The sequence below is a fragment of the Pseudoalteromonas sp. Ld19 genome (assembly GCF_045064135.1).
Classification (GTDB): domain Bacteria; phylum Pseudomonadota; class Gammaproteobacteria; order Enterobacterales; family Alteromonadaceae; genus Pseudoalteromonas; species Pseudoalteromonas aliena.
Map to the genome: position 1 here is coordinate 528043 of NZ_JBISHA010000021.1, position 22903 is coordinate 550945.

Sequence of the window (22903 nt, forward strand, 5' to 3'; positions counted from 1 at the left end):
CATGCAAACCAATCCACTCGATGGACTGCACGACATAATAGCGCCAAGCCAAGTTAATTGGTGGCCACTCGCCCCCGCTTGGTGGGTTATTATTGCATTGCTGTTTTTAACACTGTGCACAGCTATTTATATATTTTACAAAAAACATAAATTTAAAAAGCCTAAACGCTATGCAATAGCATTAAGCCAAAGTGAGCAAAACCCTCAGCAACTACATATTATTTTAAAACGTTTAGTGCTTGAGTATTACGACAAGCGCCTTGCTGCGCAATCTACCTCTAAATGGTGCACAACACTTACTACGCTTACCGGTTTAAGCTTTAGCGAACAAGAAATACTAAGCTTGTATAACCCCAACCAAAAAGATACAACACTGTGCGAAAAATTTCGCCAAGGTATTAAACAATTTAAAGTAAAGGAGCCAGTCCATGTTTGAATTTAGCTGGCCATGGTTATTTTTATTACTACCCTTGCCTTTGTTACTTTTACTATTAAAACCCGCTGCGAGTAACGCTAATACGCGTTTACGTATACCCAGTTTTGCAAAGCATAATTTAACCAGCCAAAGTATTGAGCCACAGTCGCGACGTTTAAATCCCCTCGAATGGATAATTTGGTTATTGCTTGTGACGGCTGCCGCCAATCCAACATGGTTAGATGAGCCAATTTCATTACCAAATGAAGGCCGCGATATAATGCTAGCGGTTGATTTATCAGGCTCTATGACCGAACAAGACATGGCTTACAATGGCCAATATGTTGACCGCCTTACTATGGTAAAAGCCGTACTCAGTGATTTTATAGAGCAGCGTCAAGGTGACAGGCTTGGGCTGATATTATTTGGCGATACCGCGTTTTTACAAACCCCACTCACCCGCGACGTTAAAACAGTAAGTAAAATGCTCAGTGAAGCGCAAATTGGTTTGGTGGGGCGCGCCACAGCTATTGGCGATGCATTGGGTCTTTCGGTAAAACGTTTTGCCAATAAAGATAAAAGCAATCGTATTGTGGTGCTATTAACCGACGGACAAAACACCGCAGGCAACCTAAACCCAGAAGATGCCTTACTGCTAGCTCGCGAAGAAGGCATTAAAGTGTACACCATTGGCGTTGGCTCAGATAATCCACGCGGCTTTAGCTTATTTAATATGGGTAGCTCTGGTGGCAGTAATTTAGATGAAAGCTTACTTAAAAAAATTGCCGAGCAAACTGGCGGATTATACTTTAGAGCGAAAGATGTAGCAGGCCTTCAACAAATTTACGCAGAGCTTGATAAGCTTGAACCTATTAACGCTGATGAACAAACATTTCGCCCACAAAGTTCATTATTTTACTGCCCGTTACTTATTGCCATTTTACTGATTAGCTTAAAAGTAATGCTTAGTACACTGCGTGCATTAAAGGAGCCAAACTAATGGATTTTGAATTTATTCGCCCTGCTCTTTTATGGTTACTCATACCTGCTGTGGCATTATTTTTTGTCGCCTTAATTAAGCATAAAAAAACCACCAGTGAGCAGCTAATTGCACCGCATTTGGCACAATTTATAATGAGCGAAGCAAACACTAAAGCCAGCCAGCCACTTTGGTTAGTTGCTTTGTTTTGCAGCCTTGGCATTTTATTTAGTGCAGGGCCTAGCTTTGAGAAAAAACAAGTTCCTGTATTTCAAAGTAAAAGTGCCCGTGTAATTGTTATGGATATGTCGTACTCAATGTACAGCACCGATATTTTACCAAATCGTTTAATGCAATCACGCTTTAAAGCGCTTGATATGATTGAACTATTCAAAGAAGGTGATACCGCGCTTGTCGCTTACGCAGGAACGGCCTATACAATATCGCCACTGACAAACGACGCTGCAACACTCAGCAACTTAATTCCAAGCTTAAGCCCTGAAATAATGCCTGACAAAGGCTCAAACGTTTTAGCCGGTCTTGATATGGCCAAAGAGCTATTAACGCAAGCGGGCTATATTGATGGCGACATTATTTTAGTGACTGACGGTATTGACCAACAAGAACAAAGCGATGTAAGTAGCTTTACCAGTAACACCCAATATAGATTAAATATATATGGCGTAGGGACCGCTCAAGGCGCACCAATTAAGTTACCTGAAGGTGGTTTTTTGAAAGACAGATACGGCCAAATTGTAGTCCCTACACTCAATGCCAACCAGCTTAAAAATTTAGCATCAAGCAGTGGCGGCAAATTTGCCAGCTATCAGCCGAGTAGTCGTGACATAAATACGTTTGCCCCAAGCGCACAGAGTGAGTTATTGAAAGACGAAAAGCAAAGCCATGCACTTTGGCGAATAGACGCCGGGATTTATGGATTATTACTCTTACTGCCACTTGGTTTATATTTATTTAGACGCGCCGCCTTGTTAGGTGCCTTTTTAGCCTTTGGCTTTTTACCGCAGCAAAATGCGTATGCCGTAGAGCTCCCTACTCTTTTGCAAAATGCAGATCAACGTGCATTGCAGGCGTATAAAAATAAAGAATACGAGGCAGCAACACAGGCTCAATCGAGTGATTTAAAGGGTGCTGCGCTTTATCAGCAAGGTAATTTTGATGCTGCACTTAATGAATTTAATAGTGACAAGTCGGCAACCGGTTTATACAACTACGGTAATGCCCTTGCCAAAGCTGGCAAGCTTGAGGACGCTATTGAAGCTTATAAACAAGCCCAAGCCTTACAAGATGACTTTACGCAAGCAGCCGATAACCAAACCTTGGTTGAGCAATTACTAAATCAACAAGAGCAACAAAACCAGCAAGATCAGCAAAGCGACGGCGACGACTCTAAAGACCAAGATGATAGCCAGAAAAAAGATGATCAAAAGCAAGGACAAAATTCTGATGAGTCAAAGCAGGATCAGCAACAAAATGGTGATAAAAGCGACTCTGAAAAAGGCGAAAACGAAAGTCAGAGCCCGAGCGATGAAAAATCGGATAAAGAGCCTGAACAATCAAAAGATCAACAAGGCGAGCAATCAGACAAACAAAATGAACCTGATATGCAAGCCCAGCCACAAAGTGAACAAGGGCAAAATAAAAACGCTGAGCAGCCTAAAGAGGACGAGCAGCAACAAAGTAAGCCACAAGCAATGAGCGAGCAACCTGCCACTGATGAGCAAAAGCAAAATGCGCAGCAACAGGCTATGCAAGCTCAAGCCAGTGAACTCACTAATGAAGAAAAAGAAAAAGCCCAACAGATTAATCAATTACTTAGAAAAGTACCGGATGATCCGGCTATTTTATTACGGAATAAAATGCAATTAGAAGCCCAAAAAAGACAATATAAACGTCGCCCTACAGGAGTCGAAAAATCATGGTAATGCGATTATTTTGCTGTTTATTGCTATTAAGTGCGATGCCTTTGTGGGCTGCCACCAAATTAGAAGCCAGCGTAAATAAAAACCCTGTGTTAGCGGGTGAGTTTTTTATGCTTAATATATCGGTAGATGATACCGTTAAAGGCGATCAGCCTGATACGTCAGCACTATTAAAAGACTTTGTTGTAGGACCGACTAGCTTAAGCTCGCGCACCAATATTGTTAACGGCAGTATAAATAAACAAACTACGTGGTCTGTAAAGTTAATGACCCGTGCAGAGGGCGATTACACAATCCCAGCATTTAGCGTTGCGGGGTTAACCTCACAGCCTATTAAACTAAAAGTGGCAAAACGCTCTGTTGATGCAGATAAAAATAACGAAATATTTTTAAAAACGTCGCTCTCGAGTAATTCATTATTTGTGCAAGAAGCCGGTGTCTATACTGTTAAACTTTATCTGGCGAAAGAACTACTTGATGGCAGTTTAAGCACACCAAGGATGGAAGACGCTCAGCTGACCCAATTAGGTAAACAAAAAGAGAGTTATGAACTTGTTGACGGTAAACGCTACCTCGTTATTACTCGAGAGTATTTGATCCAGCCGCAAAAAAGTGGCGCTTACACAATTGCGGGCCCTGCTTTTCAAGGTCGAGTACAACAAAATTACCGACAATTAGAAGTGTCGGCCCTTGGCGACGATCAGCAACTAGAGATCAAACCCATTCCAAGTGATTATAAAGGTGCGTGGTTACCAAGTGAGCTAGTTAACCTTAACGAAGAGTGGCAGCCTAACGATAATACCGTCGAAGTAGGTACACCTATCACACGAACAATTACACTGACCGCACTTGGTGTCACAAAAGAGCAATTACCTGAAATTTCTATGCCCACCATTGATGGCATACGTAGTTACCCTGATAAAAAAGAAAATAACAATGCAGTACGTGATGGTCGAGTTGTATCGCAACAAACTGCTTCGTATGCGTTGCTACCACAAAAACCGGGGACTTACACCCTGCCTGAAATAAAGCTACCTTGGTTTAATACAAAAATGAATCGTATTAGCATGGCTACACTCCCAGCGCGAACAGTGACTGTAATACCAAGCAGTAATGCCATTAGCCCGGCAATAAATAACAGCCAGCAAAATGTAAATACGCTAGCTCCTGCGCCAAATAACAATGTAAACGTCTCACATACACAATCAGTGCAAGTACAAAATCAAACGCCTCTATGGCTTATTATTGTTGCAGTATTGGGTTATGTTTTATGGATTGCGACTGTGATGTTTTATTGGTTTAACCGTTCTACTAAAAACACCATAAAAAAATCACAGCCTACTGCAAGCACCATTAATCAACCTAGTTTAAAAAAGCTGGTTGCAGCCGCAAAATTAAACGACAATAAAGCATTTTATAATGAGCTTAATAATTATGCAGTGCAGATTACAAATAAAAATGTGGGTTCAATCGATGCATTACGCGACGCTGTAAATGACAGCCAATTAGATAGCCATATTGCCCAACTACAGGCACAACTTTATAGTAATAAAGCTACAAGCTGCGAGCTTAATGCTATCATTAAAATTCTTGAGAAATATCAAGCTCAAGCATCAAAGTCGCAACAACCTGTATTAAAAGATCTTTATAAATAATTACTACGATACTCAGGTCTTCTTTTGCAATAAATTATAATTTTTAATAAAAAAGTACTTATGCTTGGAAAGAAAAAATCAAACAATCAGGTCTTAATTAATATGGTAGAGAAACAAAAACGCTATGAAGCCTTGGTGCACGTTTACAATAAGGAGCTTTATCGCTTTGCTTATTGGTTGTGCCGAGATCCGCACATAGCAGATGATTTAGTCCAAGAAACGTTTTTACGTGCTTGGCGTTCACTTGACTCTTTACTTGACCAAAAAGCAGCTAAACCATGGCTACTGACTATATTACGCAGAGAAAATGCACGCAGATTTGAACGTAAACAGTTTGATTACAGCGACGTAGAAAACGACACGCTTGTTGATGAGACCAGCCATTCATTAGACGATGAAATGGAACAAACGGTAATTCAACGTCAAATTGCACTATTGTCAGATGAATACCGTGAGCCATTATTATTACAAGTTGTAATGGGCTGCTCTGGTGAAGAAATTGCAGACATACTCGATTTAAATAAAAACACGGTAATGACTCGTTTATACCGTGCTAGAAATCAACTTAAAGAGGCCTTAAGCCGTGATGATGAACAACTTAAAGGGGCATCAAAATAATGGATGAACTTGAGTTTCGTCGCCGCACTATTGCGCAGCCAAACGACATTGATAAGGAGCTTATGGAGTTTGCCGACAATAACCCAGAGCGACAAAGTTTTATTAACGACATGAAAGAATTTGATCAATATATTCAAGATGCGCTTGATATACCTGTGCCTGAAAATCTTGCGGATCGCATTCTTTTAAACACATCATTAAAAGAAAAAGCGTTGCAAGATGAACAAGCAGCTGGTGACAATGTAGTAGATGCCCGCTCGCGATTTAAATTTGATCGCGTACATCTTGCATTAGCGGCATCATTTTTCGTCGCTATTGGTGCATTTTTTATGAGTACAGAGCAAAATATTGCCCACGAAGCAGGTGAACATGCCCTCGCCCACGTGTACTACGAAATTAATGCACTTGATAAGAAAGAACCGATTAGCTTGCAAAGCGTTAACGACAAGCTCGCTGTTTTAGGCGGCCATATCGAAGAGCTACCAGGTGCAATAACCTATGCGATGTTTTGCGATTTTAAAGGTGAAAAAGGCTTACATTTAATTTTTGAATCTGACTTTGGTCCAATGACTGTATTTATAGTGCCTTCTGAAAATAAGTCATTTGGCTTTGGCGATGATAATTTTCGTGATGAGCGTTTTGAAGGTCATATTAATCGAGGCTCACAAGCAGATACTATTTTAGTGGCAAGTGTTGGAGCTCCTCTCAATATTTATAACGAACGCGTTACAGACGCCATTCGTTGGCTTTGAAACAAACAAATTCACCGCTTAGTTTTTACTGAGCGGTTTTTTATTCAGTAACATCTAATAAATTCTTCCTTTTATACCTAAAACCTCTGATTTTTAAAGTAATTAATTAAATTCCTCATGAAAGTAAATTATAATCGCGGCTCGATTAAAATTAAGGATTTTCATGAAAAACATCATCGTTATTTTTTCACTATTGGCATTATTATGTACTGCCAGTTTTGATGTACAGGCACGTAAAAAGTTTGGCAGCAGTAAACGCGGAAAAACGCCTGCAACACAACAAACAGCGCAAAAACAAAAAGCCGATACAACAACCCCAACGGCTGCACCTAAAGCTAAATCAAATAAAAAAGGCATTATGGCTGGTGTACTTGGTGGGCTCTTAGCTGGTGGCTTAATTGCAGCTATGCTAGGCGACAATTTTGAAGGTTTTCAGTTGCTAGAAATGATTTTATTAGCCGGCGGACTCTTTATTTTATTCAAATTAATAACAGGCTTTTTACGTGCTAATCGTGCACCGCAACTTGCAAATGCCAGTGCAGGTACAAGTGCTCAGCAAAATGCGTTTAAACAAGCGCCTATCGAGCAACCAACAAGTACAGGCTTTGCAAGCAACGCACCACAAGCCCCAGATGTTCCTTTTAACTTACCACCTAACTTTGACGTAAATGGTTTTTTACAAGGTGCCCGTAGTCATTACCATACGCTACAAACTGCCTGGAATAATGCTGATTACACTACAATGGCTGAATACTTGAGCCCTGAACTTGTTGCCGAGTTTAAAACTGAGCGTGAAGCCATAGAAAACGTAGACACTGAAGTTATGTTTATTGATGCTGAGCTTGTCCGTGCAGATACTAATGTCAATTTATGGCAAATGAGTGTTCGGTTTAGCGGGAAGTATCGTGATTTAGGCGATAAAAAAGAACAACCTATCTTAGAAATTTGGCACTTAGAGCGTGTGCTCGCAGATGATGCGCCTTGGTTAATTGTAGGTGTTGAAGATTTAATTGATAAATAATTTTCAGTTAATGACCTGAATTCGGGTTAAATATAAAAGCGATACTGTTAATTTAATGCTTCCTCATTAATTAAAAATAGCTCAATAATGAGGGAGCATTAACTTTATATGATTACTATTATTTGCAAACAGCAGCAACCGCATTAGCAAAGTAATCAATATTTGCTTTACTAACACCCGCTATATTTACGCGGCTAGAGCCAACAATATAAATTGCGTATTCTTTTTGCAGGCGAGCAATTTGCTCTTTATTAATACCTAAGAAAGAAAACATACCGTTTTGGCGCTCAATAAATGAAAAATCTTGAGCGATGTCTTTAGTCGCTAGCGTTTCTTTGATCAGGCTACGTAAACCGTTAATACGATTTCGCATTTCATCAAGCTCAGAATGCCACATTTGTGTCAGTTCTGTGCTGCTCAAAATAGTGTTTACTATGTCTGCACCATGCGCTGGCGGCATTGAATAAATGCTACGAACGACACTTAGCATTACCGAATTTGAAATATCAGCCGCTGCGCTGTCTTTTGCAATAAGTGAGCAGGCACCAATACGTTCACGATATAAGCCAAAGTTTTTAGAGCATGAAGAACAAATAATAAGCTCTTCAACCGCATTCGCTAAAATACGCAAACCGCGTGCATCTTCTTCAAGTGATGCGCCAAAGCCTTGGTATGCAATATCAATAAGCGGTGTAAAGCCAACATCTTTTGCTAGTTCAGCGACTATATTCCACTGTGTTTCACTTAAATCCATGCCACTTGGGTTATGACAACATGCATGAAGTAAAACAACATCACCTTTAGGCACTTGCTTTAGGGTATTGATCATTTCATCAAATAATAGATCTTTATTTTCATAGTCGTAATATGGGTATTCTTTTACCGTTAAGCCTGCGGCTTCAAATAAACTAATGTGATTGGCCCATGTAGGGTTAGTAACCCATATCGTTGCTTTTGCATTGCAACGAGCAATAAACTCAGCAGCAACACGCAGGGCGCCAGTGCCACCAGGAGCCTGTGCTGTACGTACGCGATTAGCTAGCAACGCTTGATGCTCGCCTAATAGTAACAGCTCCATTTTTTGACAATAATCTAAATTACCCGCTAAACCGATATAAGACTTGCTGATTTCATTTTCGAGACGAAATGCTTCTGCTTTTTTTACCGATTTAAGAACCGGTGTATTGCCTTGCTCATCTTTATAAACACCTACGCCTAAATCTATTTTATTAGGATTCGTATCTTGTTTATATGCAGCCATAAGGCCAAGAATAGGGTCGGTTGGTAATGGTTTTAATACTGAGAACATTGGCTATCTCTTATCGTTATTTAGGGGTTAGCTGTTAGGCTAAGCTTAACATAAAAGCCCGTCACATTGACTAGTGTTATTTACACTAAAAAGTGAGGAATTTTAATACAGCATGCAATTAGCACTGCAAGCGCTTTCTCATCAAAAAAATCATTATTAAATGCTTCTGCATCAATGATACCGACACAGTCATTTTGAAGATTAAACAAAGGCAAACACACTTCAGACTTAACTTTTGGATCGCACGTATAATACTCACCACCTTGAGCGAAGTATTGTTCAACATTATTTATAACACGTCCTTTGTTAGACAATGCAACTTGCACATTATTGCTACCAGTGGCAAATGCTTGTGTTAACGGAAATAATGGTCGACTTGGTGCCCCGTGATAGGCTAGTTTTAATAACTGCTTACCTTCACTTGTGTTTGTTGATTGATAAATACCGTACCAATCCACGCCCGTTTGTAATTCAATATAACTCACTATACTTTGTAAATTAGCCAGCTTACGCTGTGTTTGCTCATTGCTTTTAATATAATCCGTTAATTTGAATGGCTCATCCTGTAAATAACCAAATAAGCTGCATGCACCGCCCTCGCCAAGTTCCGGTATTTGGTACTGCCAACGAACATCAGGTAAAGCTGTATTTTTGAGGTGTTGTTCAAGCTTTTCAAGCTCTGCTGAAATCAGCATAGGATTAACACTTAGTTGTGCTTTATTTAAATAAGAGGAAATCATTTGGCCATCCATACATCTATAGTGAAGGAATAATAGCATGGATATTTTTACAGAGCTAGCTCAACTTATAGCACATTTCCACTTGGTTCCCACTGGCATTATAAGTGACCTTTTCAGCTATTTCTTCAAGCAATGATAATCCTCGGCCGAATTCGTTATTGCTAGCTTCCAGCTCATCGGCTTTACTAATAAAGCCGCGTCCTGAATCACAAATGATAAAGTATAAACTCAAGGTCTCTGGGCAATAACGCATATCAATAATAATCATTGCATCGCTGAGCTTCGCTAGTGCTTTTTCTCGCATTTCGTAATACTTAAAAAAACCATCTTCTTGATGCTTAACATTAGAATCAAGACCCAATACACCATGATCAAGCGCATTATTATAAGCCTCAGAGAGAAGTAAAAATATATTTGAACGATGCGCTTTTAGCCCGCCCACACTGCTTAAAATATTCACTAAATCATAAACAGGATCGGTTTGTTTTATTTGTTTGGCATTTAAGCTTAATGATAAATTAAAAGCTAATGTCGAAAACACCTCTATCGATTGCTTTTCTGCCGTCAACGGTAAGCAATTGAGCAAAACAATACTTACATCATCTTGTTGTACGTTACCTTGTGCAAATTCACTGACGTCATCAACTATATTTTTACAGCTGATCATGTGCCTACTCTTTAATATATCTAAAAAGCGCTCTTCGCCAAAAAATTCGTCGCCTTTATTCGCAGTTTCAATAATGCCATCAGTTGCTAGTGCAAGGCGCATTTGCTGGTTTGTTTCAAAATGAATAACACCATGCTCAAACTCATCTTCATCCAAAATACCCAATGCCATATGCTGGGATTCTAGTAGTTGTTTAACACACCCTTCTTTATCAATTAGGTACGCATCTGGTAGGCCTCCCAGCCATGCTGATATGCTTTTTCCTGAGGCACTAAGTTCTATAATTGTCGCTGCACAAAACATGTGTCCGGGTAATAAATTATAAAGCAGAGTGTTGAGCTCACTTGCAATATCATTAACCGCCATGCCTTTTTGTACCATGGAGTAAAATACGTGAGAAGCTGGTAACGCACCAATAGCAGCAGCAAGGCCATGTCCAGTAAAGTCGCCGAGCATACAATATAAATTACCAATTGGGCTTTGTGCGACTAAAAACATGTCCCCATTAAACATAGAGGCAGGAGAGAGGTTAAAATCAAGATGTTGCTTAAACTTATCCTGATTTTCTAACGAATTATTAAAAATATGCTCAATTATTTCATGTTCACGCTCTATCTGGTTATGGTGATATTGGAGCATTTTTTTTTGTTGATTCGCTTTTTGGCTAAGCTCTCGAGTGCGATTATGCGCTTTGATTTTTGCGTGTAATATAACTTTATCGAAGGGTTTATGAATAAAATCATCACCCCCAACCTCCAAACAACGCTCAAAACTTGCTTGGTCGTCTAACGAGGTGATAAAAATAATTGGTAAGTATACTTCGTTAAAACGCTGTTTAATCAACTGCGCAGCTTCAAAACCGTCCATCACTGGCATTAAAACATCCAGTAAAACAACATCAATCTCGTTTTTTTCTAATACATTTAATGCTTCAAGCCCATTATGAGCCATCGATATTTTATAACCTTCTTGCTCTAGCATCTTACTAAGTAAAATGTGATTAAGCGTTTGGTCGTCAACAATTAGCACATGGATCATTAGCTAATATCAAATTTTTTATCGAAACGTGAGATCTGTAATATTTTCCTTAATTGTGGTTGGCAGTTACTTATTTGAATAGTGCTAACTTGGCTTTCTATTGTTTTTCTCATATTTAATAACATGCCAAGGGCAGAGCTATCCATATACTCTGTTTCTCTTAAATCAATAACAACTTTGATAATACTCTCATTTATTTGCGCATAGGCTTGTCGAAAAGACTGCACTAAATTAAAGTCAAATTTACCCTTAATTTGTATTGTTAAAGTAGTGCCATCAATAGACTCATTTTTAGTTAAACTCATCTTAAGCTCTCAATAGTATTTCCTTTGAACTAAATATAACCTGTTAAAAGTAATTAGCAAAAATAAAAACACACAAGCGCAAATTTGCTATCATTTATGCCATTGTTTAATTCATTTTATCCATAGGTAAAAGATGAGTGATAGTCAGTTAGTATATTCAACAGATACGGGCAGAATAAGCCAATCAAAGCCAGAAAAAGAGGTCGCTGGTAAGATATTCAAAGACGGTTTTTTACGAATTGAACGCCAGACAAAAGGTCGTAAGGGAAAAGGCGTTATGTTGGTCACAGGTATAGACCCAAAAGAGCATGACCTAAAAAAATTAGCAAAAGTAATTAAAAGTAAAATGGGTCAAGGTGGTGCTGTTAAAGAGGGCGTTATAGAAGTACAAGGTGACGACCGCGATAAATTAAAAGCTATTTTAGAAGGCTTAAAATTTAAAGTAAAAATTGCGGGTGGTTAACCCGCATTTTTATTTAAGTTTTCAATACGCTGAATATTATTTAATTTCTCAAACAAACTAGGAAATTCACGCTCTGGGATCGGCGCACTAAAATAGTAACCTTGCACAACGAAGCAGTTGTTGTTCTGTAAAAATTGAACTTGCTCTATTGTTTCAACACCTTCAGCAACTACATTAATGTTCAACTTTTGTGCCATTGCAATTATAGCCGCCGTAATTTCCATATCATTGGTGTCTTCGGGAATATCTCTTACGAAAGAGCGATCAATTTTTAATATATCAACAGGGAATCGCTTTAAGTAGCTTAGCGACGAATACCCAGTTCCAAAATCGTCTATTGAGATTGAAACGCCTAATGCCTTAAGTTCATGTAATTGTGTTATTGCGGCTTCCACATTACCCATCAACATGCTTTCGGTTAGCTCTAAATGAAGGCGTTTGGCCGACACTCCCGACTTAATAATCATTTTGCTAAGCATGGTAACTAAACTCGCATCTTTAAACTGACGAGCGGACAAATTAATTGAAATATTGTTTTCTCTACCTTGTTCTTTTAACCTAACCGCAAAGTCGCATGACTCTTGTAATACCCACTCGCCTAATTCAACAATTAAACCGGTCGCTTCTGCAATAGGAATAAATTTAGTTGGAGGAATAAGCCCTTCGGTTGGGTGAAACCATCTCAACAAGGCTTCATAACCCATTACCTGTTGATTACTACTATCAACTTGAGGCTGGTAATAAATAACAAACTGTTTTTCTCTTAAGGCTTGGCGTAGTTCATTTTCGATAAATAAACGTTCGTTTGCTGCGGCATCCAATTCTTGGCTATAAAAGTGGAATGTATTACGCCCTTTGGCCTTCGCCTCATACATTGCTAAGTCAGCATGTTTTAAAAGCTGATCTTCTTCTAAGCTATCGTAAGGCGCCATTGTAATACCAATGCTAGCACTTATAATAACTTCATTACTGCTAAGCTTTATAGGAACATTTAACGTTTTTTGGATCGTGTTTGCCACATCTGTTGCATGCTCTTGACTCTCTATTCCACTAAGTAAAACAGCAAATTCATCACCACCAAGGCGTGCAATCGTATCCTCTGCGCGCAGGCGTTTTTTTAATCTGTTTGCAACCTCAACCAAGAGTTGATCCCCAGCATCGTGTCCCAGCGTATCGTTAATGCGTTTAAATTCATCTAAATCAAAATAAAATAATGCAAAAGCGTAATGCCCACGTTCAGCCAGTGCCATAGATTTACGAAGTTGCATTCTAAAAAATGTTCTGTTTGCCAACCCGGTTAATGTATCAAAATAAGCTAGTTGCTCCATTTTTCGCTGGCTTTCTTTTACAAACGAAATATCCTGTGCAGACGCCACATAACTGGTGATTTTACCGCTCTCATCTCGGATTGGCGACACACTAAGGGATACCCAAATTGATTGTTTATCTAAGCCTTGGATAAGGGTATCGCCTCGCCAATAATTGCGACTTCGCAAATCAATATCAATGTCGTCAACCAAAATAGCCATTTCGGTAGCAATAATACTCAACAATGGGGTTCTGTTAAAATGACTCTCTGGGTAACCTGTCATTTCAAGCATTTTGGGGTTTACGTATTCAATAATAAAGTTTTCATTTGTGATCACCACACCAGTACCCGAAAATGCAACCGCTTTGGACAGTCTGTTTGCTGCTTTTTCAGCTATTTCTTTTTCTGTAATGCGTTGAGTTAGGCCATCTATAAGTTTACGGATCTCTACCGTCATATCTCTAAATGAACCATTGAGAGTACCTATTTCATCTTTATTTTCTGGTGGGAACTCTATTTGCAAATTCCCTTTACCAAAATTTGTAACTGCATAAACTAAAGTGTGCAATCTGCGAAGTACAAGTTGATAGAGTGCTTGATGTAATAACAAAGCAACTAAAACAGCGTACATAATAAAGAGTCCAAAAAATTTCAGCTTTAAATCTTGTAACGCTGATAACGTAGATGAACGTTTTTTATAAACACCTATATACCAATCTAATTCATCTATTTTACGGATATTAATAATATGTTCTTCGTCATTTTGCTCAAACGAGTTTGCATATTCAGAAAGATGCATTGTTCTAGCTTCATTAATAATGGCTTGTAATTCGTCATTAACGAAATCTTGCGTGTTAAGTGTTTTCCCTTTACTACCATAGTTAGCTAATAAATTCTGACTAACATCAGGATGTGCTAATAGCTGACCTTTACTATCAAATACAAGTAAATGCTTTTCTTTATCACCAACAGGGAGCTGTGAAATAAGTGTGTTTAACGCTATATCGTTCCCTGTCACGCCCAAAAACTCATTTTCTACATAAATAGGCACTAATAAGCTGATAACCCATTTATTCCACACCTTGTCGTAGTAAACTTTTGACCACTTAGGCTCTTGAGTCGGGTTAATATTTTTTTGAACTGCGTTATAGGTAGTCCCCGTTGTAAAATTAAAGTTTGCAGGTGCATTTAATGCCCAATTAGGTGGGGAGATTCGAATGAAATTGTCTTTTGTGATGAGATAAAAATTAAAAAAATCATGTATTAATGTTGGCGCGATTATTCGCCATAACGATTCTGAATCATTAATTAACTGCTTATAAAAAGGGGAGTAATTTTTTTGGGCTAAATAAGCCGCTGACATACCATCTGCTGATGCACTTCTAATTGTACCGTCATTATTAAATTGCAACTTAGCATTATTACTTAGGTTAATTGATTGTTGTTTTGAAAAAAGCTGTTCGACGACAACACTATTTGCTTGCTCAGCAATATTCACTTTTGTGTTAACTTTTTCGTTAAACTGTTTTACTAATAAATCAGTCGAGCTTTTTAGTACTTCGTGCTCTTCAAATACAAGTTGTTTTTCTTCTGACTTGAGCATTAAGGCAGCAGCACACACACCCGCAATCAAACAAATTGCAGAAATAAGCAGTGATAATTTTACACTTAAAGAGTTTAATCCAAAGCGTGATGGAGGGCGTCGATACACCACAGGCCAGCCTTATTATTAATAATTATTTTTATTTAAGTCAGTACTACGAAATATACCAGATCAGAACCTTAAATTATAAATTTTTTGTTAACTTTTTCATAAATCGTACTCGCTTAAAAGTAAATACTGATTAGTCAGCTATTAAGTACAAACTACTTAACCTTAACTCGGGTTAAGATATTCACTAACATATTGAACTATAATGATATTTAAATTTATTTTTCTCTAGTCCGAGACTTTCAGTAAAAACAAGACGAATTTACACGTCAATAGCGGACCAATTGCAAGTAAATTCAATGCGGTTAGCACTGAAAGTAGCTGCTTGAGATAGATTTATTATTCAAAGCTCAGGTTACTTATTGACATTACAGACAACACTCCATACATTGACACGATGAATATTATTTACGCTCACACCTTCTTTTCGTTTTTTAGCTTCTTTATATAGAAGAGGCTTCCCTGTTTGTGAGATAAAATCAATCGAATAGTAAAGCCTCCCAACTGGGAGGCTTTTTTGTTTCTGCCGTATAATTCGGCGGATTTTTTGGAATGAGGAAACCAAAATGACTAATGATGTATTAAATACACTAAGACACGACATAAACGAAATTGATTCTGATCTACTCGTGTTATTAGCAAAGCGCCGCCGTATCAGCCATGGAGTTGTAGAGTACAAAATAGCTAATAACAAGCCTATTCGTGATGAAGCACGTGAGCTAGCATTGCTTGAAAAGCTAATTGGCTACGGAAAGTCACTTGGTTTAGATGCTTATTATGTGAATAATGTTTTTCAAACCATCTTAGAAGATTCTGTATTACATCAGCAAGCGATGCTGCAAAAAAACTTAAACCCTGATGCATTAAGCGAAACTCATCGTGTTACTTATTTGGGCGGCCAAGGATCATACAGCCAATTAGCCTGTCATAAATACTTTAGTCGCCGTCCAGGTAAACTTATTGAAATAGGCTGTACATCATTTGATGAAATAACGGCTAAAGTAGAAAACGGCCAAGCTGATTTTGGTTTACTCCCTATCGAGAATACAAGCTCTGGTAGTATTAATGAGGTGTTTGATTTACTACAACATGCGCAAGTGTCTATTGTTGGCGAAGTTACTCACAGTGTAGAGCATTGCCTACTCGCCAACCCTGAGACTGAACTTAGTCAACTAACAAAAATATTTGCACATCCGCAACCATTTGCTCAGTGTAGTCGATTCTTACAAGGGCTAGGTGACTTACAACACGAAACCTGTGATTCAACATCAAGCGCATTACAGTCAGCTTTAAGCACACCTAATAGCGCGGCAATAGGCTCTGCACAAGCGGGGAAAAACGTAGGGCTTGAGGTTATTAAATCAAACCTAGCAAACCAAAGCGAAAACCATAGCCGCTTTATTGTTGTTGCGCGTAAGCCTCTTCAGGTATCCAATCAAATTCCAACCAAGACCAGCTTAATAATGTCGACAAAACAACAAGCAGGATCGCTTGCTGACGCATTAATGATTTTTAAACAGCACAAAATTAATCTGGTAAAACTAGAATCTCGCCCTACTCCGGGCAACCCATGGGAAGAAGTTTTTTATGTTGACCTAGAGGCGAACCTTGCAGACAATCAAATAAAAACAGCATTAGAAGAACTTAAGGAGCATACTCAGTACGTGCGTATTTTGGGCTGCTACCAAAGTGAAACGTTACAGGCAGTGAGCGTAAATAGTTAATTGAGTTTAACTTGAAACTACGGGGCCGACAAAGGCCCCAAAGAGCTGCGCATGTTTAGCATTTATGCTGCGTTATCACCTATTTATGGGGAGCATACATCACAGGGTCTCCCTTGCTTAAATAGCAAACAGTCTGCTGAAAATCAAACCACCAAAGTTCAACACGCCCTGAACGTTAATCGAGTACCTTTGCATCATTCGCTTTATTTAATAAACTTCTACTCTGCGTTAAAAAGTGCTGCGTTGAATCAGAAAAATACGCCTTTGCATCAGCAAAGGAAGCTATTAACGCGCTTTTATCTCCCATTTTTAATTTTGCTAATGTACTAGAAAATGTATCTTGATACTGCGCAAGTAAACTTTCTACATCATCAAATTGAGCTAACATAATATCCGAATAAAGCTCTGGTGATTGAGCAAATAAACGCCCCACCATCATTAATTCAAGCTGATAAATTGGTGAAGAGCAGCTTCGTAACTCTTCTAACGTATGGCTTTGCTTAGCTAGAAATTGCCCATATACAAAGGTGGTTAAATGACGCATTACTTGAATAATTTGCATTGCTTCATCGTGCTTTTTCGCATCAAGTTCAACAAGTTGGCAACCCCATACTTGTAACTGCGCTAATAAACCTTTAGCAGCTTGATAATTTCGACCTTCACACACAACTATTGTTTGTTTTACCCAATGGGATATGTCTGGTCCGAACATAGGGTGTAAACCAACCACAGGGCCACTGTGTGCAGCTTTCAGTGCTTTGATCGGCGATTGCTTCACTGATGTTATATCAACAAGTAAACAATCATCATCAAGTTTAGGTAATTTGGCAACTACGGAGTCTAATGCATTAATAGGCACACTCATCATTACCAACTTCGCGCCTTTTAAAATATTTTTCGCATCGCTTTGCTGATCTTTATCTAAAATTTTAACGTCGTAACCTGAACGAATAAACTGCTGTGCAAATAACTCCCCCATAGCACCTTGACCACCCACGATCACAATGGGCGAAAGTTCTGGCGCTGCACATGCAAGTTTTGCTTGTTGGTTTTGATAGGCTTCTCGCATCATACGTCTTAGTATATCTTCAACGAGATCTGGGCTTACATTTTGATTTATTGCTTCTTGTCGTCTTGCCGCTAATAGCTCAGCTTCACGGACAGGCGCATGTAAAGGCACACCCGTTTGTTGCTTTATCTCACCAATTTTTTGCGTAATACCATTGCGTTTAGCGAGTAAAGCAACCAGCTGTGCGTCGCATTCATCTATACCTTCTCTTAGCTGTGCTAAATCATTTATGTCAGCCACGTCCATACCACCTTAAAAAACAAATAACGTAAATATAAATTTACATAAAAGTAAACTAATCAATACGATAAATACTAACAGGATCGATGAACTGAGAAAAGATTAATCCCAAAATTTTACGGGGAATGAAGGCTAGGTGAAGAGTTAAGAGTTAAGAGTTAAGAGTTAAGAAAATAATATCACAAAAACCAAAACGGGTTGCAACCCGAAGGATGCAACCCGTTTTTTTGCGTTGATAAACAGCGCGTATTAGTTAAGTTTTTCTCTAATACGTGCAGATTTACCAGAACGCTCACGTAGATAGTAAAGCTTAGCACGGCGAACTGCACCGCGACGCTTAACTGTTACGCTATCAATAAGAGGGCTGTGCGTTTGGAATACACGCTCAACACCTTCACCGTTCGAAATCTTACGAACTGTAAATGCTGAGTGAAGACCACGATTACGCTTAGCGATTACAACACCTTCAAAGGCCTGTAGACGCTCTTTAGCACCTTCTTTTACTTTTACCTGTACAACCACTGTATCACCAGGGCCGAATGTAGGTACGTCTGTTTTAAGCTGCTCATCTTCAAGCGCTTTAATAATATTTTGGTTTACTTTTGCCATTATGTTTCTCACTTTCCTAGGTGTAACTGTCTTCTAGCCACAAGCTTTTTGGTACTCTTGCTGAAATTTCGCGAGTAATACCGCTTGCTCCTCAGTCAGAGCTAGGTTATGCAACAAGTCAGGACGTCGTAACCAAGTTCTGCCTAATGACTGCATAAGCCGCCATTTTGCTATCTCTTGGTGGTTGCCACTGAGTAATACAGCAGGAACCTGTTTGTCGTCCAATGTTTCTGGTCGTGTATAGTGTGGACAATCTAACAAGCCATCCGAAAATGAATCTTGTTCCGCTGACTGGTTATGACCTAACACGCCTGGCACTAATCGCGCTACTGCGTCAATTAATGTCATGGCAGGTAGTTCACCACCACTCAAAATAAAATCACCAATTGACCATTCTTCGTCAACATATGATTCTATTATTCTCTCATCTATACCTTCATAGCGACCGGCAATCAAAATCAGTTTTTTAGAGCTTGCGAGTTCGCTTGCTCCTTGCTGATCAAGTTTGCGCCCTTGTGGGGACATATAAATTACTTTAGCACCATCACCTGCCGCTTTTTTAGCGTCAAGAATGGCTTTTTTTAATGGTTCAACCATCATTAACATACCAGGTCCGCCCCCGTAAGGGCGATCATCCACTGTTCTATGCTTATCTAAAGCGTAATCCCGTGGATTCCAACAGTTAAAATCAATTAAACCACTTTTTACTGCGCGACCGGTAACCCCTTGCTGGGTAATTGCATCAAACATGTCTGGAAAAAGGCTTATCACCCCTACCCATAATGAACTAGTTTGCGTCATTAAAACCCAGGATCCCAGTCTACGGTAATTTCTCTTGCATCGTATTTAACGTCTTTAATAACTGAATCAGTTAAAAAAGGAATTAAACGCTCAGCTTGACCAAATGCGTCTTTACTGTTTGCTTTCACAACTAGTACGTCATTTGATCCTGTCTCCATTAGGTCATCAACAATGCCTAAGTCATAACCTTTATCAGTTACAACGGACATGCCAATGAGATCTCGCCAATAAAACTCACCTTGCGGGAGTTCTGGTAATTGCGCTGAATCCATTGAGATTTCGGCATGGGTATAAGCCATAGCTTCGTCTCGGTCGTTTACCTGCGCAAATTTAGCGATAAAGCCTTTGTTGTGGCGACGCCAGTCGACCACTTCTAAGGACTGCCATTTACCTTGCTGCCCTATCAACCACGGGCTGAAATCGAAGATCCCTATGGGATCATCAGTAAATGAATGTACCTTAAGCCAGCCCTTTATACCATATGGGGCACCGAGCTTTCCTACGACAATTATTGATGAGGTGTTCTCTTGACTCATGGTTACACTTACGCCTATTAAGCCGCTTTACGAGCGTCTTTTACTAACTTAGCTACGCGATCTGAAAGAGATGCGCCCTGACCTACCCAGTGTTCAACACGTGGTAAATCTAAACGAATTTTTTCTTCTTGACCTGCAGCAATTGGGTTAAAAAAGCCTACTTTCTCGATGAAGCGACCGTCACGCGAGAAACGGCTATCCGCAACCACAATTTGATAGAAAGGGCGTTTTTTAGCGCCACCACGTTGCAAACGAATAGTTACCATACCGTCCTCTATAAAGATTGACTGTTTTCATTAATAAGATTTACTCCCCAGAATGGGGAGCTGGGGAATTGTACGAGTTTTTGGCAATAACGCAAGTAAGAAGTGAACCAAAAAGACAGTTTAGTAGGTTAAATTGTGATCTGAACGAGGAAATAGGATTAACTATGTACAATACGCATAATTTATTCAATAAAAAAGGAGCAATTTGCTCCCTTTTTATTGAATATGATTTTTATTTTAAAAATAGCGCTGAGCTAATTTTAAAATTTAGGCCCACCGCCTCCCATCATTCCTGGAGGTAACATACCTTTCATACCGCGCATCATTTTCATCATGCCGCCTTTACCTTTCATCTTTTTCATCATTTTTTGCATTTGCGTAAACTGCTTGAGCAACTTATTGATCTCTTGCACTTGTGTACCAGAGCCCGCTGCGATACGTTTTTTACGCGAACCTTTAATGATTTCAGGACGAGCACGTTCTTTTTTCGTCATAGAGCTAATAATTGCTTCCATTTGAATGAACGTTTTATCACCCATTTGCCCTTTAACTGCATCGGGTAAATTAGACATACCAGGCAGTTTATCAAGCATTGACATCATGCCGCCCATGCTTTTCATTTGTTTAAGTTGATCGGCAAAATCGTCAAGCGTAAAACCTGCACCTTTAAATACTTTTTCCGCAACTTTGGCAGCCTGCTCTTTATCGACTTTCATCTCGACTTCTTCGATTAATGAAAGTACATCACCCATACCTAAAATACGCGACGCTATACGGTCCGGATGAAAAGGTTCTAATGCATCAGTACGCTCACCCACACCCATAAATTTAATCGGTTTACCCGTGATATGGCGAATAGATAAAGCGGCACCACCACGCGCATCACCGTCGGTCTTTGTTAATATAACACCGGTAAGTGGTAATGCTTCGTCAAATGCTTTTGCTGTATTGGCGGCATCTTGGCCTGTCATTGCATCAACAACAAATAATGTTTCAATTGGGTTGATTGCTTTATGAAGATCTTTAATCTCATCCATCATGTCACTATCGACATGTAAACGACCAGCGGTATCAACAAGTACTACATCGATAAATTTCTTTTTTGCATGAGAGATAGCAGCTGTTGCAATATCTACCGGCTTTTGCGAGATATCACTTGGGAAAAAATCAACATCAACTTCAGCAGCAAGTGTTTCCAACTGCTTGATTGCCGCTGGGCGGTATACGTCGGCACTGACTACAAGCACCGATTTTTTCTTACGCTCTTTTAAAAACTTAGCTAGTTTTGCAACACTCGTGGTTTTACCTGCACCTTGAAGACCTGCCATCATTACAACCGCTGGCGGTTGTGCATTTAAACTCAGCTCTTCATTGGCTTCACCCATTGCTTTTTCAAGTTCTTCGCGTACGATTTTTACGAATACTTGGCCTGGGCTTAAACTTTTAGTAACTTCCACACCAACGGCGCGTTCTTTTACTTGTTTTACAAAATCACGAACAACAGGCAACGCCACATCGGCTTCTAAAAAAGCCATACGCACTTCACGAAGAGTGTCTTTAATGTTGTCTTCTGTTAGGCGGCCTCGACCACTGATATTTTTTAAGGTTTTACCTAATCGTTCTTGGAGGTTCTCAAACATGTATCGGTTCCGATAAGACGTTATATCAATCTAATCACACGACCGCTTAGTCTGGTCGTTCAATTAACAATATTGATATTATTAAATTTGAATTAAAAACAGTATACCGTAAATGGTGGCGGACAATACAGTGTTCAAGTGCTAGTAGTTGAGTTTCTTTTTTTAAGGTCTATGCATTTGCTTTGCTATAAAATACAATGGCTACATAACAACAAGAATTTTTTTGACTCAAATTAAGTGGCCCAAGCATTATGCTGATTATTAGTTTAACTATTATTGCCAGTTTATTTTATGTGCTAGCAACGTCTCACGTGCTTTCACGACTATTTCACCAACAAGGCCCGAGCCAAAAAGTCACCATAGTACTGAGTACGGTTGCTATATTGGCGCATATGCTATTGTTGGTAAACTCTGTTTTTCGTGCCGACGGCCAAGATTTAAGTATCGTTAATGTGGCTTTACTAACCTGCTGGGTTATCGTTGTATCCGTCACGGCCGTATCGTTAAAGTTTCCTGCAACCTTGTTACTCCCTGTTGTATATGGTTTTGCCGCATTATTAAGCATTGCAAGCTTATTTATCCCTCACCACTTGCTTTTGCAAAGCTTGCAAGTTGAAATTGGCTTAGTCACTCATATTTCTTTATCTTTACTGGCATATTGTATTTTAATTATTGCTACTTTATACGGGGTTCAGTTTTACTTTATTGATAAGCGTTTAAAACGTAAAGATTTAGCCATAGTGCATAGTCATTTACCACCTCTTATGGTTGTTGAGCGCCAACTATACCAACTGCTTAACTTAGGTACTGTACTACTTACTTTTGCATTAATATCTGGCTTTGTTTTTCTGGATGGGATGTTTGCAAAAGAATTTATCCACAAAACGATACTATCTTTGCTCGCTTGGGTAATATTTGCTGTCGTTGCATTAGGTCATATGAAAAAAGGATGGAGAGGAAAACCCGTTGTTATTACCATCATGGTCGCTGCATTTATCCTCACACTTGCTTATTTTGGCAGCCGTTTCATACAAGAAGTGGTACTTAATAAGTTTTAACTTGACTCTGCAAGCTCACTCTAGCTTAATACGCATTG

At 39.2% G+C, this 22903-nt stretch carries 21 protein-coding genes; 10 read left to right on the forward strand and 11 right to left on the reverse strand.

Going from position 1 to position 22903, the window contains the following annotated elements; genetic code table 11:
• Position 1 precedes the first annotated feature (1 nt).
• The 7 genes from ACJJVZ_RS14350 to ACJJVZ_RS14380 all read left to right on the forward strand — a co-directional run bounded on the left by ACJJVZ_RS14350 (position 2) and on the right by ACJJVZ_RS14380 (position 7380).
• Positions 2-436: a DUF4381 domain-containing protein gene (locus ACJJVZ_RS14350; protein WP_405601411.1), complete on the forward strand. Its 435-nt coding sequence runs from the start codon at positions 2-4 to the stop codon at positions 434-436.
• Positions 429-1415 carry a vWA domain-containing protein gene (locus ACJJVZ_RS14355; RefSeq protein ID WP_405601414.1) on the forward strand — a complete coding sequence of 329 codons (987 nt, stop codon included), beginning with the start codon at positions 429-431 and terminating at the stop codon, positions 1413-1415. Before ACJJVZ_RS14350 ends, ACJJVZ_RS14355 begins: the two co-directional genes overlap by 8 nt.
• Positions 1415-3337: a VWA domain-containing protein gene (locus ACJJVZ_RS14360; protein WP_405601416.1), complete on the forward strand. Its 1923-nt coding sequence runs from the start codon at positions 1415-1417 to the stop codon at positions 3335-3337. Before ACJJVZ_RS14355 ends, ACJJVZ_RS14360 begins: the two co-directional genes overlap by 1 nt.
• Positions 3331-4989, forward strand: a complete 1659-nt coding sequence (locus ACJJVZ_RS14365; protein ID WP_405601418.1) for a BatD family protein — start codon at positions 3331-3333, stop codon at positions 4987-4989. Before ACJJVZ_RS14360 ends, ACJJVZ_RS14365 begins: the two co-directional genes overlap by 7 nt.
• A 60-nt stretch (positions 4990-5049) precedes the next feature.
• Positions 5050-5607 carry a sigma-70 family RNA polymerase sigma factor gene (locus ACJJVZ_RS14370; RefSeq protein ID WP_077538584.1) on the forward strand — a complete coding sequence of 186 codons (558 nt, stop codon included), beginning with the start codon at positions 5050-5052 and terminating at the stop codon, positions 5605-5607.
• Positions 5607-6359 carry a DUF3379 family protein gene (locus ACJJVZ_RS14375; protein ID WP_405601420.1) on the forward strand — a complete coding sequence of 251 codons (753 nt, stop codon included), beginning with the start codon at positions 5607-5609 and terminating at the stop codon, positions 6357-6359. The genes ACJJVZ_RS14370 and ACJJVZ_RS14375 overlap by 1 nt, the downstream gene beginning before the upstream one ends.
• A gap of 163 nt (positions 6360-6522) precedes the next feature.
• On the forward strand, positions 6523-7380 hold the full coding sequence (locus ACJJVZ_RS14380) for a Tim44 domain-containing protein (protein WP_405601422.1): 858 nt from the start codon (positions 6523-6525) through the stop codon (positions 7378-7380).
• 118 nt (positions 7381-7498) lie between these two features.
• Here the strand turns inward: ACJJVZ_RS14380 and ACJJVZ_RS14385 are convergent, their stop codons facing one another.
• The 4 genes from ACJJVZ_RS14385 to ACJJVZ_RS14400 all read right to left on the reverse strand — a co-directional run bounded on the left by ACJJVZ_RS14385 (position 7499) and on the right by ACJJVZ_RS14400 (position 11439).
• Complete coding sequence (locus tag ACJJVZ_RS14385) at positions 7499-8689, reverse strand: amino acid aminotransferase (protein ID WP_405601425.1); 1191 nt, start codon at positions 8687-8689, stop codon at positions 7499-7501.
• Between the two features lie 80 nt (positions 8690-8769).
• Positions 8770-9429, reverse strand: a complete 660-nt coding sequence (locus ACJJVZ_RS14390; protein WP_405601427.1) for a GAF domain-containing protein — start codon at positions 9427-9429, stop codon at positions 8770-8772.
• A gap of 55 nt (positions 9430-9484) precedes the next feature.
• Complete coding sequence (locus tag ACJJVZ_RS14395; RefSeq protein ID WP_405601430.1) at positions 9485-11134, reverse strand: SpoIIE family protein phosphatase; 1650 nt, start codon at positions 11132-11134, stop codon at positions 9485-9487.
• A complete protein-coding gene (locus tag ACJJVZ_RS14400) occupies positions 11134-11439 on the reverse strand; it encodes an STAS domain-containing protein (RefSeq protein ID WP_077538596.1) in 306 nt (101 codons plus the stop codon). The genes ACJJVZ_RS14395 and ACJJVZ_RS14400 overlap by 1 nt, the downstream gene beginning before the upstream one ends.
• 133 nt (positions 11440-11572) lie before the next feature.
• Between ACJJVZ_RS14400 and ACJJVZ_RS14405 the strand changes: the two genes are divergently transcribed.
• Positions 11573-11902 carry a stress response translation initiation inhibitor YciH gene (locus ACJJVZ_RS14405; protein WP_405601432.1) on the forward strand — a complete coding sequence of 110 codons (330 nt, stop codon included), beginning with the start codon at positions 11573-11575 and terminating at the stop codon, positions 11900-11902.
• Here the strand turns inward: ACJJVZ_RS14405 and ACJJVZ_RS14410 are convergent.
• Positions 11899-14925 carry an EAL domain-containing protein gene (locus ACJJVZ_RS14410; RefSeq protein WP_405601434.1) on the reverse strand — a complete coding sequence of 1009 codons (3027 nt, stop codon included), beginning with the start codon at positions 14923-14925 and terminating at the stop codon, positions 11899-11901. The genes ACJJVZ_RS14405 and ACJJVZ_RS14410 overlap by 4 nt on opposite strands.
• Before the next feature lie 563 nt (positions 14926-15488).
• Here ACJJVZ_RS14410 and ACJJVZ_RS14415 point away from each other — a divergent pair.
• Entirely contained in the window at positions 15489-16646 is a 1158-nt protein-coding gene (locus ACJJVZ_RS14415; protein WP_405601436.1) for a chorismate mutase, read from the forward strand.
• 175 nt (positions 16647-16821) lie between these two features.
• On the opposite strand, the gene tyrA is transcribed toward ACJJVZ_RS14415, so the two are convergent.
• The 6 genes from tyrA to ffh all read right to left on the reverse strand — a co-directional run bounded on the left by tyrA (position 16822) and on the right by ffh (position 21807).
• On the reverse strand, positions 16822-17955 hold the full coding sequence (tyrA, locus tag ACJJVZ_RS14420) for a bifunctional chorismate mutase/prephenate dehydrogenase (RefSeq protein ID WP_405601438.1): 1134 nt from the start codon (positions 17953-17955) through the stop codon (positions 16822-16824).
• A 249-nt stretch (positions 17956-18204) separates the two neighbouring features.
• Entirely contained in the window at positions 18205-18564 is a 360-nt protein-coding gene (gene rplS, locus ACJJVZ_RS14425; protein WP_007378355.1) for a 50S ribosomal protein L19, read from the reverse strand.
• A 33-nt stretch (positions 18565-18597) separates the two neighbouring features.
• A complete protein-coding gene (trmD, locus tag ACJJVZ_RS14430) occupies positions 18598-19365 on the reverse strand; it encodes a tRNA (guanosine(37)-N1)-methyltransferase TrmD (RefSeq protein ID WP_138585702.1) in 768 nt (255 codons plus the stop codon).
• Entirely contained in the window at positions 19365-19901 is a 537-nt protein-coding gene (gene rimM, locus ACJJVZ_RS14435) for a ribosome maturation factor RimM (RefSeq protein ID WP_007378357.1), read from the reverse strand. The genes trmD and rimM overlap by 1 nt, the downstream gene beginning before the upstream one ends.
• A 17-nt stretch (positions 19902-19918) precedes the next feature.
• A complete protein-coding gene (gene rpsP / locus ACJJVZ_RS14440) occupies positions 19919-20167 on the reverse strand; it encodes a 30S ribosomal protein S16 (RefSeq protein ID WP_011327633.1) in 249 nt (82 codons plus the stop codon).
• A 260-nt stretch (positions 20168-20427) separates the two neighbouring features.
• Positions 20428-21807 carry a signal recognition particle protein gene (gene ffh / locus ACJJVZ_RS14445; RefSeq protein WP_077538606.1) on the reverse strand — a complete coding sequence of 460 codons (1380 nt, stop codon included), beginning with the start codon at positions 21805-21807 and terminating at the stop codon, positions 20428-20430.
• A gap of 251 nt (positions 21808-22058) precedes the next feature.
• Here ffh and ACJJVZ_RS14450 point away from each other — a divergent pair, with 251 nt between their 5' ends.
• Positions 22059-22865 carry an inner membrane protein YpjD gene (locus tag ACJJVZ_RS14450; protein WP_077538607.1) on the forward strand — a complete coding sequence of 269 codons (807 nt, stop codon included), beginning with the start codon at positions 22059-22061 and terminating at the stop codon, positions 22863-22865.
• Positions 22866-22903 lie beyond the last annotated feature (38 nt).

Excerpts from the sequence above, each read along its gene's own strand:
- ACJJVZ_RS14350 (WP_405601411.1), top strand. The coding sequence starts at position 2 with ATGCAAACCAATCCACTCGATGGACTGCACGACATAATAGCGCCAAGC.
- ACJJVZ_RS14355 (WP_405601414.1), top strand. The coding sequence starts at position 429 with ATGTTTGAATTTAGCTGGCCATGGTTATTTTTATTACTACCCTTGCCT.
- ACJJVZ_RS14360 (WP_405601416.1), top strand. The coding sequence starts at position 1,415 with ATGGATTTTGAATTTATTCGCCCTGCTCTTTTATGGTTACTCATACCT.
- ACJJVZ_RS14365 (WP_405601418.1), top strand. The coding sequence starts at position 3,331 with ATGGTAATGCGATTATTTTGCTGTTTATTGCTATTAAGTGCGATGCCT.
- ACJJVZ_RS14370 (WP_077538584.1), top strand. The coding sequence starts at position 5,050 with ATGCTTGGAAAGAAAAAATCAAACAATCAGGTCTTAATTAATATGGTA.
- ACJJVZ_RS14375 (WP_405601420.1), top strand. The coding sequence starts at position 5,607 with ATGGATGAACTTGAGTTTCGTCGCCGCACTATTGCGCAGCCAAACGAC.
- ACJJVZ_RS14380 (WP_405601422.1), top strand. The coding sequence starts at position 6,523 with ATGAAAAACATCATCGTTATTTTTTCACTATTGGCATTATTATGTACT.
- ACJJVZ_RS14385 (WP_405601425.1), bottom strand. The coding sequence starts at position 8,689 with ATGTTCTCAGTATTAAAACCATTACCAACCGACCCTATTCTTGGCCTT.
- ACJJVZ_RS14390 (WP_405601427.1), bottom strand. The coding sequence starts at position 9,429 with ATGATTTCCTCTTATTTAAATAAAGCACAACTAAGTGTTAATCCTATG.
- ACJJVZ_RS14395 (WP_405601430.1), bottom strand. The coding sequence starts at position 11,134 with ATGATCCATGTGCTAATTGTTGACGACCAAACGCTTAATCACATTTTA.
- ACJJVZ_RS14400 (WP_077538596.1), bottom strand. The coding sequence starts at position 11,439 with ATGAGTTTAACTAAAAATGAGTCTATTGATGGCACTACTTTAACAATA.
- ACJJVZ_RS14405 (WP_405601432.1), top strand. The coding sequence starts at position 11,573 with ATGAGTGATAGTCAGTTAGTATATTCAACAGATACGGGCAGAATAAGC.
- ACJJVZ_RS14415 (WP_405601436.1), top strand. The coding sequence starts at position 15,489 with ATGACTAATGATGTATTAAATACACTAAGACACGACATAAACGAAATT.
- rplS (WP_007378355.1), bottom strand. The coding sequence starts at position 18,564 with ATGGCAAAAGTAAACCAAAATATTATTAAAGCGCTTGAAGATGAGCAG.
- trmD (WP_138585702.1), bottom strand. The coding sequence starts at position 19,365 with ATGACGCAAACTAGTTCATTATGGGTAGGGGTGATAAGCCTTTTTCCA.
- rimM (WP_007378357.1), bottom strand. The coding sequence starts at position 19,901 with ATGAGTCAAGAGAACACCTCATCAATAATTGTCGTAGGAAAGCTCGGT.
- rpsP (WP_011327633.1), bottom strand. The coding sequence starts at position 20,167 with ATGGTAACTATTCGTTTGCAACGTGGTGGCGCTAAAAAACGCCCTTTC.
- ffh (WP_077538606.1), bottom strand. The coding sequence starts at position 21,807 with ATGTTTGAGAACCTCCAAGAACGATTAGGTAAAACCTTAAAAAATATC.
- ACJJVZ_RS14450 (WP_077538607.1), top strand. The coding sequence starts at position 22,059 with ATGCTGATTATTAGTTTAACTATTATTGCCAGTTTATTTTATGTGCTA.